Origin of the sequence: Streptosporangium sp. NBC_01469, from assembly GCF_036227305.1 — a bacterium.
Classification (GTDB): domain Bacteria; phylum Actinomycetota; class Actinomycetes; order Streptosporangiales; family Streptosporangiaceae; genus Streptosporangium.
Genome location: NZ_CP109465.1, coordinates 1,681,930 through 1,694,490, shown reverse-complemented (window position 1 = coordinate 1,694,490; position 12,561 = coordinate 1,681,930). Strand labels below are relative to the sequence as shown.

The following is a 12,561-nucleotide window of genomic DNA, read 5'->3' as shown; positions in this document are numbered from 1 at the left end:
CCGGGGGGTGACACGCAAACGGACGTGTCCGGAATTCGATTTCATTCTAGCGGCTCAGAGCACATCATGTGGCATTGACGGCCTCTGGAATGGCCTGTCGCGCGACGATCATCGTCTTGAACATCCCCCTACGCGGAGGGGGTTCGTCGCGCCAGAGGAGCCGCTGATCCGTTTTCCAGGCCCGGATCAGCCGTACGTGTCGCCCGGCCCGCGGCTTCCGGTGACCCGCAGACCACCGCTGGAGCGGGGGCCGTTCTGCGGTCCGCGAACTTTTACCTTTTGCACCGTTCCGTCCCCGAGCTCCTCATTCAACCTCCTGACGAGCGTCCTCGCCAGCAGACGGACCTGGGTGGCCCAGGCGGTGGAGTCGGCGACCACCACGACCTCGCCCTCGGCGAAGGTCTCCGGCTTGGTGTGGGCCGCCATGTCGGCGCCGACGATCTCGTGCCAGCGACCGAAAACCCCCCCGATCGCGGCGGGCTGCTCCCAGCCGCGGTCGGACAGCAGGTCGGAGATGGCCCTGCCGAAGAGCTGGGGATCGCCGGAGTCCCTGCGCGGTCCCGACGCCCTGCGCCGCGGCTCCCGGCGGGGGAGCTGCCCGCGCCTGGCGGCGTCCGACTTGGCCTGGGCCAGCTTCTCCCTCGCCATCGCGGCGCCCTTGGCGGCCGCGCTCCTCGCGGAACCGGCGGCCACTCCGCCCGCGTCCGTACCGTCCGTACCGGGTGCCGCGCCGTCCGGGCCCGGCGATCCGGGGTCGGTCCCGCCCGGACCGGCCTTCCCACCCTGGCCGCCCTCGCCGCCTCGTTCCCGGCCGCCCCGCGCCGCGCCGCGCCGCCCCGGCTCCGGGGTCCGCGGTACGGGCACCGGGCCGCTCGGACCCTTTCCACCGTCATCGGACACGCGCCACGCCCCCCTCGGTCACGTCGAAGCGGCCCCCGGCCAGCTCCACCGGCACGTCGTCGGGGACCGCGGCGGTGATCAGCACCTGCTCCGCGGGGGCGACCATCTCGGCCAGGCGGCGCCTGCGCCTGTTGTCCAGCTCGGCGAAGACGTCGTCCAGGATCAGGACCGGGTCGCCGCCGTCGGCCCTGAGCAGGTCGTAGGCGGCCAGCCTGAGCGCCAGCGCGAACGACCACGACTCGCCGTGGCTGGCGTAGCCGCGCGCCGGCAGCTCGCCCAGGCCGAGGAACAGGTCGTCGCGGTGCGGGCCGACGAGGGTGACGCCGCGTTCGAGCTCGGAGGCGCGGACCTCCAGCAGGCCGGCCCGCAGCCGCTCCGCCAGCTCGGCGCGATCGGTCCCGGCGTCCGCGGGCAGGGTGCCGCGGTACTCCAGCGCCGCGGGGGCGGAGTCGGGCGCGAGGGAGGCGTACGAGGCGGCGACCAGCGGGCGCAGCGTCTCGACCAGCTCCAGCCTGGCCGCGAGCAGCTCGGCGCCGTGCGTGGCCAGGTGGGCGTCCCAGACCTCCAGGGTGCTCAGCGGGTCTCCCGCCCCCGCCTCGGCGAACGCCGCGTCGCTCTCGGCGCGCCGCGCGCTCCTGCCCCGGCCCCGCCGGGCCTGCGCGGCGGTGCGCAGCAGGGCGCCGCGCTGCTTGAGCACCCGGTCGTAGTCGGCGCGCACCCCCGCGAACCTGGGTGTCCTGGCCACCAGGAGGTCGTCGAGGAACCGGCGCCGCTCGGAGGGGTCGCCCTTGACCATGGCGAGGTCCTCGGGGGCGAACAGGACCGTGCGCAGCAGGCCGACGACGTCGCGGGGACGGGGGACGGGGGAACGGTTCAGCCTGGCCCGGTTGGCCCTGCCCGGGTTGATCTCCAGCTCGATCAGCGCGCGCCGGTCGTCGCGCACCACCGACGAGCGGACGATCGCCCGCGCCGCGCCCTGCCGGACCAGCGGCCCGTCGTTGGCGACCCGGTGGCTGGCCTGCGTCGCCACGTAACCCAGCGCCTCGACCAGGTTGGTCTTCCCCATGCCGTTGGGCCCGACGAAGGCCGTGACCCCCGGCTCCATGCCGAGGTCGACGGTTTCGTAGGACCGGAAGTCGGTCAGGGAGAGATGGGCGACATGCACCCCAGGAAGATTAGTCGGCCCCGTCCGTCACCGGGGCCTCCCGCGTCCGTACGGCTCGCGCCCCGTGGAAAAGGTATGGCGCGAGCCGCGGGGGACGACGGGCTATCCGGCCGCCTCGACCGGGGGCGTGACATCGGCGCCGGGGGAGTCCGCGCCCTTCTCGGCCGAGCCCGCCTTGGAGGTGACCGCGTGGCCGCCGAACTGGTTGCGCAGGGCCGCGACGACCTTCATGGCCGGCGAGTCGTCCTGGCGGGAGGCGAACCTGGCGTACAGGGCGGCGGTGATGACCGGCAGCGGGACCGCGTGCTCGACGGCGGCCTGCACCGCCCAGCGGCCCTCGCCCGAGTCCTGCGCGTAGCCCTCCAGCTCCGCCAGGGACGGGTCCTCGTCGAGCGCGCGGACCATCAGGTCGAGCAGCCAGGAGCGGATGACCGTGCCCTGCCGCCAGCTCTTGAAGGAGCCGGCCACGTCGGTCACGATGTCGGAGGCCTCAAGCAGCTCCCAGCCCTCGGCGAAGGCCTGCATCATGCCGTACTCGATGCCGTTGTGGACCATCTTGGCGAAGTGGCCGGCGCCGACCGTGCCGGCATGGACGAAACCGTCCTCGCCCTCGGGCTTGAGGGTCTCGAAGATCGGCATCACCCGCTCGACGTCGGCCTTGTCGCCGCCGACCATGAGCGCGTAGCCGTTCTGCAGCCCCCAGACGCCGCCGCTCACACCGCAGTCGACGAAGCCGATGCCCTTGGCGGCGAGCTCGGCGCCGTGCTTCTGGTCGTCGACGTAGTGCGAGTTGCCGCCGTCGACGAGGATGTCGCCGGGCGACAGCAGGTCGCCGAGCGCCTTGACCGTCGCCCGGGTCGGGTCGCCGGAGGGCACCATGACCCACACGGTTCGCGGCGCCTGGAGCCGCTCCACGAGCTCTTCCAGGCCGGGGACGTCACTGACCGCGGGATCGCGGTCGTACCCGACGACGTCGTGGCCTCCGCGGCGCAGCCGCTCGGCCATGTTGCCGCCCATCTTGCCCAGCCCGACCATGCCGATCTGCATACGAGCACCCCCTTCAGGGTTTCATCGTTCACCTACGCCAGGCGTGCCCGCGCGAGCCTTACCAGCTCGGCGTTCCCGCCGACAGGGTCACCCGCAGGGCTGTGGAGGACATCCTCCAGGCCGATGCGCGTGGCCAGTCCAGCCTGCCCTGCCTCGTCCAGGAGAATCCACGTCGGCTCCCCTTCGCCGTGCAGCAGTCTCGGGCCGGGGACGCCGAGTTCGGCGAGGCGGCCCAGGACGGCGCGGGCCCGGGAGACGGCGGTGCCCGCGGGACCGCCGAGGATCTCGACGAGCACCCGCGCGCATTCGAGACCGGTCGCGGCGAGCGCGCCGGCGTCGTCCACCGACCAGACCCCGGCCTCCACGTCCACCCCGAGCCGTCGCAGATCATGCCACAGGGCCTCGAAGCCGGGCTCGGAGAGGTTCACCGACGCGAAGTCCGGCAGGTCGCCGGGGGCGAGCGCGGCCCAGCCGCGGACGGCGTCGCGCCGCGCGTCCACATCCCCGCCGGTTATCCACAGCCCTGTGCTCACCCCGACGGGAAGGCCGGGGCACGCCTCGCGCACGGCGCGCACGGCCGCCCCGATGTGGGCGGCGCTGAGCGACTCGCTGCCCGCCTCGTCACGCGGATGCATGTGAACAGCGTCCGCACCCGCCCCACGAGCCCCACGGGCCGCCTCAGCGAGCTCCAGAGGGGTCAGGGGGAGGGCCGGGTGGTCGCCGGGCCTCCTGGCGCCGTTCAGGCACGCCTTGAGCCACGTCGCTCCCCCTCCGGCCTCGCCGCGCGCTCCCGAGCCCGTGTCCGTCGCCGTTCCCGGCGCGGGACCCCTCCCGGGACCGGTCGTCGTCCCCGGCGCGAGAACGCTTTCGGGGCCCGCCACGGGGTCCACCGCGCCGGGCCGTCGCGGGACCGCCATCAGCTGGACAGGCGGATGGGCATGATCAGGTAGCGGTAGTCGGGGACACCGCCGTCGTCCGCGGGCTTGCCTCCGGTGAGGATGGCGGGCTTGGTGGACGTGGTCATCTGCAGGCGGGCCACGTCGGAGTCGATCGCGCCGAGCCCCTCCAGCAGGAACTGGTGGTTGAAGGCGATGTTGATGTCGTCGCCCTCGAAGTCGACGGGGAGCACCTCGACCGCCTGCGCCTCGTCGCCGCTGCCCGCCTCCAGGACGACCTCGTCGCCGCGGAAGGCGAGCCGTACGGGCGTGTTGCGCTCGGCGACCAGGGCCACGCGCTTGACGGCCTCGACGAAGGCGGACGTCGGCAGCTCCGCGCGGGCGGAGAACTCCGTCGGCAGCAGCGAGCGGTACTTGGGGAACTCGGGGTCGAGCAGCCGGGTGGTGGTGCGGCGCCCCGCGCTGGAGAAGCCGATCATGCCCTCGCCGGTGCCGCCGACCGAGCTCATCGCGATCTCCACCTCGGCGCCGGTGCCGCCCAGGGCCTTGGCCGTGTCGGCGAGGGTCTTGCCCGGGATCATCGCGATGGCCGAGAAGTCGGGCTGGCCCGGCTGCCACTTCAGCTCCCGCACGGCGAGGCGGTAGCGGTCGGTCGCCGCGAGCGTGACCGTGTCGCCCTCGATCTCCACGCGGACGCCGGTGAGCATCGGCAGGGTGTCGTCCTTGCCCGCGGCCACGGCGACCTGGCCGACGGCCGAGGCGAACACGTCGCTGCCCACCCGGCCGGCGGCGGGGGGCATGGTCGGCAGGGAGGGGTAGTCCTCCACCGGCATGGTGAGAAGGGTGAACCTGGCGCTGCCACAGGTGACGACCGCCTTGGCGCCCTCCACGACGAGATCCACAGGCTGCGCGGGAAGCGCCCTGGTGATCTCGGCGAGAAGCCTTCCGGAGACGAGCACCACGCCCGCCTCTCCCGTCTGCAGTTCGAGGGTCACCTCGGCGGAGACCTCGTAGTCGAAGCCCGACAGCTTGAGCTGCCCGCTCTCCGTGACCTCAAGACGCATGCCGGCCAGCACCGGCACGGAGGGACGCGCCGGCAGGCTGCGCGCCGTCCATGCGACCGCCTCAGCGAGCACGTCTCGGTCGACCCGGAACATCACGTGGATCTGCCTCCTGTGTGTCGAGCGCCATCCGCTCGGTGCCTGGGGTTCAAGTGTTCACTGTCGCGCACCTGCGCTCCCTCGGAACCCCTCTTATGGCTCTTGGGTTTCCTAGTTAGAGATACAAGTGGCCTTCGTATTAGGGGCTGTGGATACTGTGGAAAGCCATTGTTTCCGCAGGTCAAGTGCTGTTTTTTCATCCACCGGGGCTGTGGGCGGAGACTGTGGACAACTCTTGGGGCTGGGGAGAACCTCGGAGTACACACAGGCCGTCCCCAGATTCGGTGCCCTCTGTCCCCAAGTTTTCCACGAGGTTTCCCCAGGTTATCCACGGGGTAGGAGGTCGTTTTGTCCCTGTGGAAAACTCTCCCCACAGGGCGTCCCCAGGTTATCCACGAGTTGTCCCCAGGTTGTCCCCAAGTTCTCCCCAGGGTTGTCCACAGGCGCCGAACAGCGTTCGGACCAGCGGGTTTCTGGATGATCATGGTTGGACGCCTCGGAGCCTCCCGAGCCCCTGCGAACCGTTGATCCACAAGGTTTTCCACAGCCTGTGCATCACGGGGTGAAAAACCTCATCATCCATTGCGGGACTGCTGCTTGATCCGGGTCGTCAGCTCGTTGACCTGGTTGTAGATCGAGCGTCGCTCGGCCATCAGGGAGCGGATCTTCCGGTCGGCGTGCATCACCGTGGTGTGGTCGCGTCCGCCGAACTGCTGACCGATCTTCGGCAGCGACATGTCGGTCAGCTCCCTGCACAGATACATGGCGATCTGGCGGGCGGTCACCAGCACCCGCGAGCGCGACCCGCCGCACAGGTCGTCGATCGAGAGCCCGAAGTAGGCGGCGGTGGACGCCATGATCGTGGCGACGGTGATCTCCGAGCCCGCGTCCTCGGTGATCAGGTCCTTGAGCACGACCTCGGTGAGCTGCAGGTCCACCGACTGCCGGTTCAGGCTCGCGAACGCGGTCACCCTGATCAGGGCGCCCTCCAGCTCGCGGATGTTGGTGGAGATGCGGCTGGCGATGTATTCGAGCACCTCGGGCGGCGCGGCCAGGCCCTCCTGGATCGCCTTCTTGCGCAGGATCGCGATCCGGGTCTCCAGCTCGGGCGGCTGGACGTCGGTGATCAGACCCCACTCGAACCGGTTGCGCAGTCTGTCTTCCAGCGTGACCAGCTGTTTCGGCGCCCGGTCGCTGGAGATGACGATCTGCTTGTTGGAGTTGTGCAGCGTGTTGAAGGTGTGGAAGAACTCCTCCTGCGTCTGCTCCTTGCCCTCCAGGAACTGGATGTCGTCCACCAGCAGGATGTCCACGGCCCGGTAGCGACCCCGGAAGTTGTCGGCCTTGTGGTCGCGGATGGAGTTGATGAAGTCGTTGGTGAACTCCTCCGAGCTCACGTATCTCACCCGCGCGCCGTCGTACAGGCTCTGGGCGTAGTGGCCGATCGCGTGCAGCAGGTGGGTCTTGCCCAGGCCCGAGTCACCGTAGATGAACAGCGGGTTGTACGCCTTGGCCGGCGCCTCGGCCACCGCGACCGCCGCCGCGTGCGCGAACCGGTTGCTGGAGCCGATCACGAAGGTGTCGAAGGTGTACTTCGGGTTCAGCCTGGCCGGCTCGCCCTGCGTGCGGCTCCCGCGGCCGTCCCACCTGTTCTGCACGCCCCCGGCACCGCCCGCGCCGGGCACGGGGGGCGCGCCGCGGTCGAAGGAGTCGGGCTCGGGCCGCGGCGGGGACGGCTGCGCGGTGTAGCCGCGGCCGTATCCGCCGCCCTGCTCCCCCTGAGAGGGGGGCTGCGACGGCTCCGCGGGGGGTGACTCCTCGCCCTGCTGGTACGGGTAGGAGAAAGGCTGCGCCTGTGGATAGTCGGTGGACGGCTGCGCGGCCTGGCCGCTCCCCGGATAGGGGTGCTGGAGCCCGGAACTCCCGTGGTGCTGGCCCTGAGCGGGCTGTGCATAACCCTGCTGGGCCCCGCCCGCCTGTGTATAACCCGGCGGCTGGGCCTGGGGATAAGTGTCCTGACGGGGAGCGAGCCCGGACTCGGGACCCGCCGCGCTGGGGTCGACCATGACCGCCACCCGCATCGGGCGGCCGAACTCCTGGGAGAGCGCCTGACTGATAAGCGGACGAAGCTTACTTTCCAGGACATCTCTGGCGAAATCCGTGGGTGCGGCGAGCACCACGGTGTCGTTCATCAGGCCGAAGGGCCGGGTCATGTTGAGCCAGACCCGCTGCTGGGACGGGACGTTCTCGTTCAGGGAGTTCTCAAGGGCCCTCGCCCAGACCGCGTTGAGGTCTGTTCCATCCATGATCCGGCTCCCCTCCTCCCGACGCGGCCCCGCTGGCCTACCGCGATCTGTTTATCCACAATGGTGGCCGCCGGGCGCACCGGATCTCGTCGTTGTCCACATGCAGGGAGTCCCGTGGCCCCTTCGTGGGCGCCATACGAAATCCACATCGAATCCACAGGCTGTGCACAGCCTGTTACCTGCGGTCCGACGCGTCCTCGCAGCGGAGAGAGGGTCTGGAAGGGCCGACAGTAGCCCTGTCCACAGCTGTGTACAAGACGTTGTCCACAGCCTAGTGGCGTACGAGGGGGACGGAGTGCACATCCTGTGGACGGCGAGGCGCCGGTGGATAACGTGCCTGTGGAAACGTGGATAACCTGTGTGTGCGTGCTTCGGGGACACTCTCCGGTTTGACCTGGGACACGCCTGACCCGTAACGTACGACGGTCGGCTTGCCACGCGGCGGCTATTTCGCATGCCCCGCATCCGGTAAGCCAGCCACTGTCGAGCGTCCCCATGTGCTGGGGATGCGTCTTGAGCCTGGAGCCCACTCGTGAGCAAGCGTACTTTCCAGCCGAACAACCGCCGTCGTGCGAAGACCCACGGCTTCCGGCTCCGCATGCGCACCCGCGCCGGCCGCGCCATCCTTGCCGCTCGCCGTCGCAAGGGCCGCGCCGAGATCTCCGCCTGACGCATCCGTTGTGCCCGGTCCGCCGGGCCTAGGCAGTAGCGCCCGTCGCCCGCCGGCATCGCTGTCGGCGGGCGACGGGCGTACCTGCCCAGGGTGACCAAGATCTCTCGTGCTGCCGTCCGGGTCCCGCATGCGCCGGGGCGACGAGTTCGCCGGCGCGATCAGAAGGGGAAGCCGAGTAGGCCGCCCCACCCTGGTCGCGCACTTCGGCATGCGCTCTGACAGGGATACTCCCCCCCTGGTTGGATTCGTGGTGAGCCGTGCCGTAGGAGGCGCGGTCATCAGAAATCGGGTTAAACGTCAGTTGAGACACCTCATGCGAGACCGTCTCGACCGGCTTCCGAGAGGTAGCCTGCTGGTTGTACGCGCCAATCCACCGGCCGCGTCCGCGCGAAGCGAGCGCATTGCCGCCGAACTCGACGTCGCGCTGGATCGTTTACTCAGGCGGCTGGAGCCCCCCGGGGCTCGCATGGATGGGCGATGATGACGGCGCAGCAGACCGCTGGAATTTCTCCGGCTGCCAGGATCCTGATGGCTCCGATCCGGTTCTACCGGGCCTTCGTGAGCCCTCTGCTGGGTCCCCGTTGCCGCTTCCACCCCTCGTGCAGTGCCTACGGCCTCGAAGCCGTGGCCGTTCACGGCGCGCTGCGCGGCACATGGTTGACGATCCGGAGAATCGGGCGTTGCCACCCATTCCATCCCGGAGGCTTTGACCCGGTGCCCCCGCGCCCGGGCCGGTCCGACGAAACGCAAGGGAGCTAGCTCGGTGGAGCTGTCCTGGCTGAACTGGCTGTACACAGCCGTCGCCCAAGTAATCACCTGGATTCACCAGGGCTACAGCACCTTCATCCCGAAGGACAACGGGCTCAACTGGGCGCTGACCATCATCACGCTCACCGTGCTGATGCGGCTGTTGATCTTCCCGCTCTTCCTCAAGCAGATGCGCTCGTCGAAGAAGATGCAGGAACTCGCGCCCAAGGTCCAGGAGATCCGCAAGCGGTACAAGAACGACAAGCAGCGCATGAACCAGGAGGTCATGGCGCTGTACCAGGGACAGGGAGCCAACCCGCTGGGTGGCTGCCTGCCGATCCTGGCGCAGTTCCCGATCTTCATCTCGATGTTCACCGTGCTGCAGGCCATGGCCGCGGGTCACGCCAAGTTCGGGATGACGCAGGATCTCGTCAACAGCGCGCGGGCCGCGCACATCTTCGGCGCCCCGATCCCGGCGACGTTCTTCACGAGCTCGGCCGACATCATCAAGCTGGACGCCGACCCGATCATCACCAAGGTCGTGCTCGCGATCTTCGTGGCGGTCAGCTCGCTGACGACCTTCCTCACCGTCCGGCAGAGCGTGACCCGCTCGATCGCCCAGATGCCGGACAACCCGATGGCGCAGCAGCAGAAGATCCTGATGTACGTCTCGCCGCTGTTCGCGATCTTCTCGCTGAACTTCCCCCTCGGTCTGATCCTCTACTGGGTCACCACGAACCTCTGGACCCTCGGCCAGCAGCACTGGTTCTACAGCCGCAACCCCACCCCGGTGGTCGACGCCAAGGGCAACATCACGACTCCCGAGCCCAAGCCGAGCCTGCTGAGCAAGGTCAAGAAGACCACCCCCGAGCCTGAGGCGCCGCCCGTACCGGAGGCCAAGGTGATCCGACAGCAGCCCACCCGCCAGCCCCGCAGCAAGCGGACCGGTAGCAAGAAGTCCTGACGTCTCATCCCGACAGCACGAAGGAGTGGCCGGACGTGACCGAGGCCGAGGCCGAGAAGGAGCCCGCGAAGGCGGCTCCCGATCTCGCCGCCCTGGAGCAGGAAGGCGAGATCGCGGCGGACTACGTCGAGGGTCTGCTCGACATCGCCGACATCGACGGTGACATCGACATGGATGTCGAAGGCGATCGCGCCGTGGTGTCGGTCGTCGATATCAAGGGCGGCGACCTGGTCGGCCCCAACGGCGAGATCCTGGAGGCCATCCAGGAGCTGACCCGCCTCGCGGTCCACCGCCAGACGGGTGAGCGGTCGCGCCTGATGCTCGACATCGGCGGCTACCGCGACCGTCGCCGGAGCGAGCTGAGCGAGCTCGGCACCAAGATCGCGGCGGACGTCAAACGGAACGGCGAGCCCAAGTCGCTGCAGCCGATGACCCCGTTCGAGCGGAAGATCGTGCATGACGCCGTCGCCGCGGCGGGCCTGCGGAGCGAGTCCGAGGGCGAGGAGCCCCGTCGTTTCGTGGTGGTCCTTCCCGTTTAGCACCCCTTAGCGCGCGGCACGGGCTGACAGAGGCCGCCGCCCCGGCTCCCCGGGGACGGCGGCCTTTCTCATGGTCTTCTTGTGGCCTTCTCATGACCTTCTCGCGGCCTTTCTCGCGGCCCGCCCACATGGCCGCCGCCTGCCCCGGCCCTCGCCCTCCCCCGATCTCGCCGTATACGCGTCGTACGGCGTCGTGGCTCCGCGCCCTACGACCTACGACGGCGCCGTCAACCCCCGTGCTGTACGACGGCGTCGAAGCGGGCCGTTAGCCTTGAGACCGGCCTGACCCCGATATTTCCGAGGGAAGAGTGAGCGTCGAGTGAGTGACCAGATCCCCGAACCGCCCGAGGTCGCGCGCGAGGTGTTCACCGGCGACGCCTGGGCGAGAGCGGAGGCCTTCGCGGAGCTGCTGGCCGGTCCCGGGGTGGTGCGCGGGCTGCTCGGCCCGCGGGAGGTACCGCGCATCTGGGACCGCCACCTGCTCAACTGCGCGGTGATCGCCGAGGTCGTGCCCGCCGACGTGCGCCTGGTCGACATCGGTTCCGGCGCCGGCCTGCCGGGCCTGGTCCTGGCGATCGTACGGCCCGACATCACCGTCACCCTCCTGGAGCCGCTCCTACGCAGAACGGTCTTCCTGGAGGAGTGCGTGGAGTCGTTGAAACTCGGCAACGTCGAGGTGCTGCGCGGCCGGGCCGAGGAGTTCGCGGGCCGGCGGGAGTTCGACGTCGCCTCCGCCCGCGCGGTGGCGCCGCTCGACCGCCTGCTGAAATGGTCGCTGCCCCTCCTGCGTGAGGGGGGTGAGCTGCTGGCCATGAAGGGCGAGCGTGCCGCGGAGGAACTGGCGGACGCCGAGCCGCAATTGCGGTCGAGTGGGGTGCAAACCGCCGAGCTTACATCGGTCGGGCACGGTAAGGTCGAGCCGCCCGCAACTCTCATCCGGGTGGTCGCCGGTCGAGCTCCCGAAGGAGCGCGGAAGGCCTCTCGCCGGAAGGATCGTGCCTCGCGGGACAGGTAAGCGCGAGGCCACCAGATAAACCGAGCAAAGCGAGTACGAGGCCAGTGAACGACCGTTCGAGTGCGATCACCAGCGCGAGGAGCGGTCTCGGCTGGCCCGAGGTTCCCGCCGTTTTGCCCCATGGACGCCTTTCCGGTCTGGGCTGGCCGGCACCGGCTCCCGGCGCCGTAGTCAGGCCGGTTGAAAGGAAGACGACCGTGACCCAGACCCCCCTTAACCCCGGCGACTCGCCGCTGGTACGAGAGGCACTCAGCTCAGTGGTTTCACGTGAAACATCGGCCCAGAAGACCGCCGCCGCTCCCGGAGGTTCCGCCGGAGTCCGGGATGGAGACTGGCCTCGCCCTGCCAAAACCCGGATTTTCACCGTCGCCAACCAGAAGGGCGGCGTCGGCAAGACCACCACGTCGGTCAACCTGGCGGCGGCGCTGTCCATGCACGGCCAGCGGGTGCTCGTGGTCGACCTCGACCCCCAGGGCAACGCATCGACGGCCCTGGCCGTCGAGCACCGCGGTGACGTACCGGACATGTACAAGGTGCTCGTGGAGGACCTGCCGCTCGCGGAGGCCGTGAAGGAGGTCCCGGACATGCCGGGCCTCTACTGCGCCCCCGCCACGATCGACCTGGCCGGCGCCGAGATCGAGCTGGTCTCCATGGTCGCCCGCGAGGCCCGCCTGCAGCGCGCGCTGACCGCCTACGACGCCGTCGAGTTCGACTACATCCTCATCGACTGCCCTCCCTCGCTCGGCCTGCTGACGGTCAACGCGCTGATGGCCGCGAACGAGCTGCTGATCCCCATCCAGTGCGAGTACTACGCGCTGGAAGGTCTTGGCCAGCTGCTGAGGAACGTGGATCTGGTCCGCGCGCACCTGAACCCCACGCTTGACCTCTCCACCATCCTCATGACGATGTACGACGGGCGCACCCGGCTCGCCTCTCAGGTCGCCGACGAGGTCCGTTCCCACTTCGGCGCGACGGTGTTGAGCACGCTGATCCCCCGAAGCGTGCGCGTCTCCGAGGCACCGAGTTACGGTCAGTCGGTCATGACGTACGACCCGGGCTCCAGCGGCGCGATGGCCTACATGGACGCCGCCCGCGAGATCGCCTATCGCGGTGCGGCCGTATGAGCACCGGGAAGCCCGTGGCCGCGGC

General features: G+C 69.7%; 13 protein-coding genes. 7 read left to right on the top strand and 6 right to left on the bottom strand.

Annotation, left to right across the window (positions count from 1 at the left end):
• Positions 1 to 186: 186 nt before the first annotated feature.
• The 6 genes from OG587_RS07530 to dnaA form a co-directional block, all read right to left on the bottom strand.
• Positions 187 to 864 carry a DUF721 domain-containing protein gene (locus OG587_RS07530; RefSeq protein WP_329088126.1) on the bottom strand — a complete coding sequence of 226 codons (678 nt, stop codon included), beginning with the start codon at positions 862 to 864 and terminating at the stop codon, positions 187 to 189.
• A 25-nt stretch (positions 865 to 889) separates the two neighbouring features.
• Positions 890 to 2,065, bottom strand: coding sequence for a DNA replication/repair protein RecF (gene recF / locus OG587_RS07525; RefSeq protein WP_329088124.1), 1,176 nt, complete (start codon positions 2,063 to 2,065; stop codon positions 890 to 892).
• 102 nt (positions 2,066 to 2,167) lie between these two features.
• Positions 2,168 to 3,112: a phosphogluconate dehydrogenase (NAD(+)-dependent, decarboxylating) gene (gnd, locus tag OG587_RS07520; protein WP_329088122.1), complete on the bottom strand. Its 945-nt coding sequence runs from the start codon at positions 3,110 to 3,112 to the stop codon at positions 2,168 to 2,170.
• 32 nt (positions 3,113 to 3,144) lie between these two features.
• On the bottom strand, positions 3,145 to 4,029 hold the full coding sequence (locus OG587_RS07515) for a 3-keto-5-aminohexanoate cleavage protein (RefSeq protein ID WP_329088121.1): 885 nt from the start codon (positions 4,027 to 4,029) through the stop codon (positions 3,145 to 3,147).
• On the bottom strand, positions 4,029 to 5,168 hold the full coding sequence (gene dnaN, locus OG587_RS07510; RefSeq protein ID WP_329088119.1) for a DNA polymerase III subunit beta: 1,140 nt from the start codon (positions 5,166 to 5,168) through the stop codon (positions 4,029 to 4,031). Before dnaN ends, OG587_RS07515 begins: the two co-directional genes overlap by 1 nt.
• A gap of 575 nt (positions 5,169 to 5,743) precedes the next feature.
• Entirely contained in the window at positions 5,744 to 7,474 is a 1,731-nt protein-coding gene (gene dnaA / locus OG587_RS07505) for a chromosomal replication initiator protein DnaA (RefSeq protein WP_443075501.1), read from the bottom strand.
• A gap of 532 nt (positions 7,475 to 8,006) precedes the next feature.
• On the opposite strand from dnaA, the gene rpmH reads away from it, so the two are divergent.
• The 7 genes from rpmH (at position 8,007) to OG587_RS07470 (ending at position 12,536) form a co-directional block, all read left to right on the top strand.
• Positions 8,007 to 8,144: a 50S ribosomal protein L34 gene (rpmH, locus tag OG587_RS07500; protein ID WP_329088117.1), complete on the top strand. Its 138-nt coding sequence runs from the start codon at positions 8,007 to 8,009 to the stop codon at positions 8,142 to 8,144.
• Positions 8,145 to 8,253: 109 nt separating this feature from the next.
• On the top strand, positions 8,254 to 8,628 hold the full coding sequence (rnpA, locus tag OG587_RS07495; protein ID WP_329088116.1) for a ribonuclease P protein component: 375 nt from the start codon (positions 8,254 to 8,256) through the stop codon (positions 8,626 to 8,628).
• Positions 8,625 to 8,906, top strand: a complete 282-nt coding sequence (yidD, locus tag OG587_RS07490) for a membrane protein insertion efficiency factor YidD (protein ID WP_425583256.1) — start codon at positions 8,625 to 8,627, stop codon at positions 8,904 to 8,906. The genes rnpA and yidD overlap by 4 nt, the downstream gene beginning before the upstream one ends.
• 4 nt (positions 8,907 to 8,910) lie before the next feature.
• A complete protein-coding gene (gene yidC / locus OG587_RS07485; protein ID WP_329088114.1) occupies positions 8,911 to 9,858 on the top strand; it encodes a membrane protein insertase YidC in 948 nt (315 codons plus the stop codon).
• 35 nt (positions 9,859 to 9,893) lie between these two features.
• Positions 9,894 to 10,397 carry a Jag family protein gene (locus OG587_RS07480; RefSeq protein ID WP_329088112.1) on the top strand — a complete coding sequence of 168 codons (504 nt, stop codon included), beginning with the start codon at positions 9,894 to 9,896 and terminating at the stop codon, positions 10,395 to 10,397.
• A 319-nt stretch (positions 10,398 to 10,716) separates the two neighbouring features.
• Entirely contained in the window at positions 10,717 to 11,412 is a 696-nt protein-coding gene (rsmG, locus tag OG587_RS07475) for a 16S rRNA (guanine(527)-N(7))-methyltransferase RsmG (protein WP_329088111.1), read from the top strand.
• A 197-nt stretch (positions 11,413 to 11,609) separates the two neighbouring features.
• Positions 11,610 to 12,536, top strand: a complete 927-nt coding sequence (locus OG587_RS07470) for a ParA family protein (protein WP_329088109.1) — start codon at positions 11,610 to 11,612, stop codon at positions 12,534 to 12,536.
• Positions 12,537 to 12,561: the final 25 nt, after the last annotated feature.

Bases quoted from the DNA above. Each gene is read 5' to 3' on its own strand.
- gnd (WP_329088122.1), bottom strand. From the start codon at position 3,112: ATGCAGATCGGCATGGTCGGGCTGGGCAAGATGGGCGGCAACATGGCC.
- OG587_RS07515 (WP_329088121.1), bottom strand. From the start codon at position 4,029: ATGGCGGTCCCGCGACGGCCCGGCGCGGTGGACCCCGTGGCGGGCCCC.
- dnaA (WP_443075501.1), bottom strand. From the start codon at position 7,474: ATGGATGGAACAGACCTCAACGCGGTCTGGGCGAGGGCCCTTGAGAAC.
- yidD (WP_425583256.1), top strand. From the start codon at position 8,625: ATGATGACGGCGCAGCAGACCGCTGGAATTTCTCCGGCTGCCAGGATC.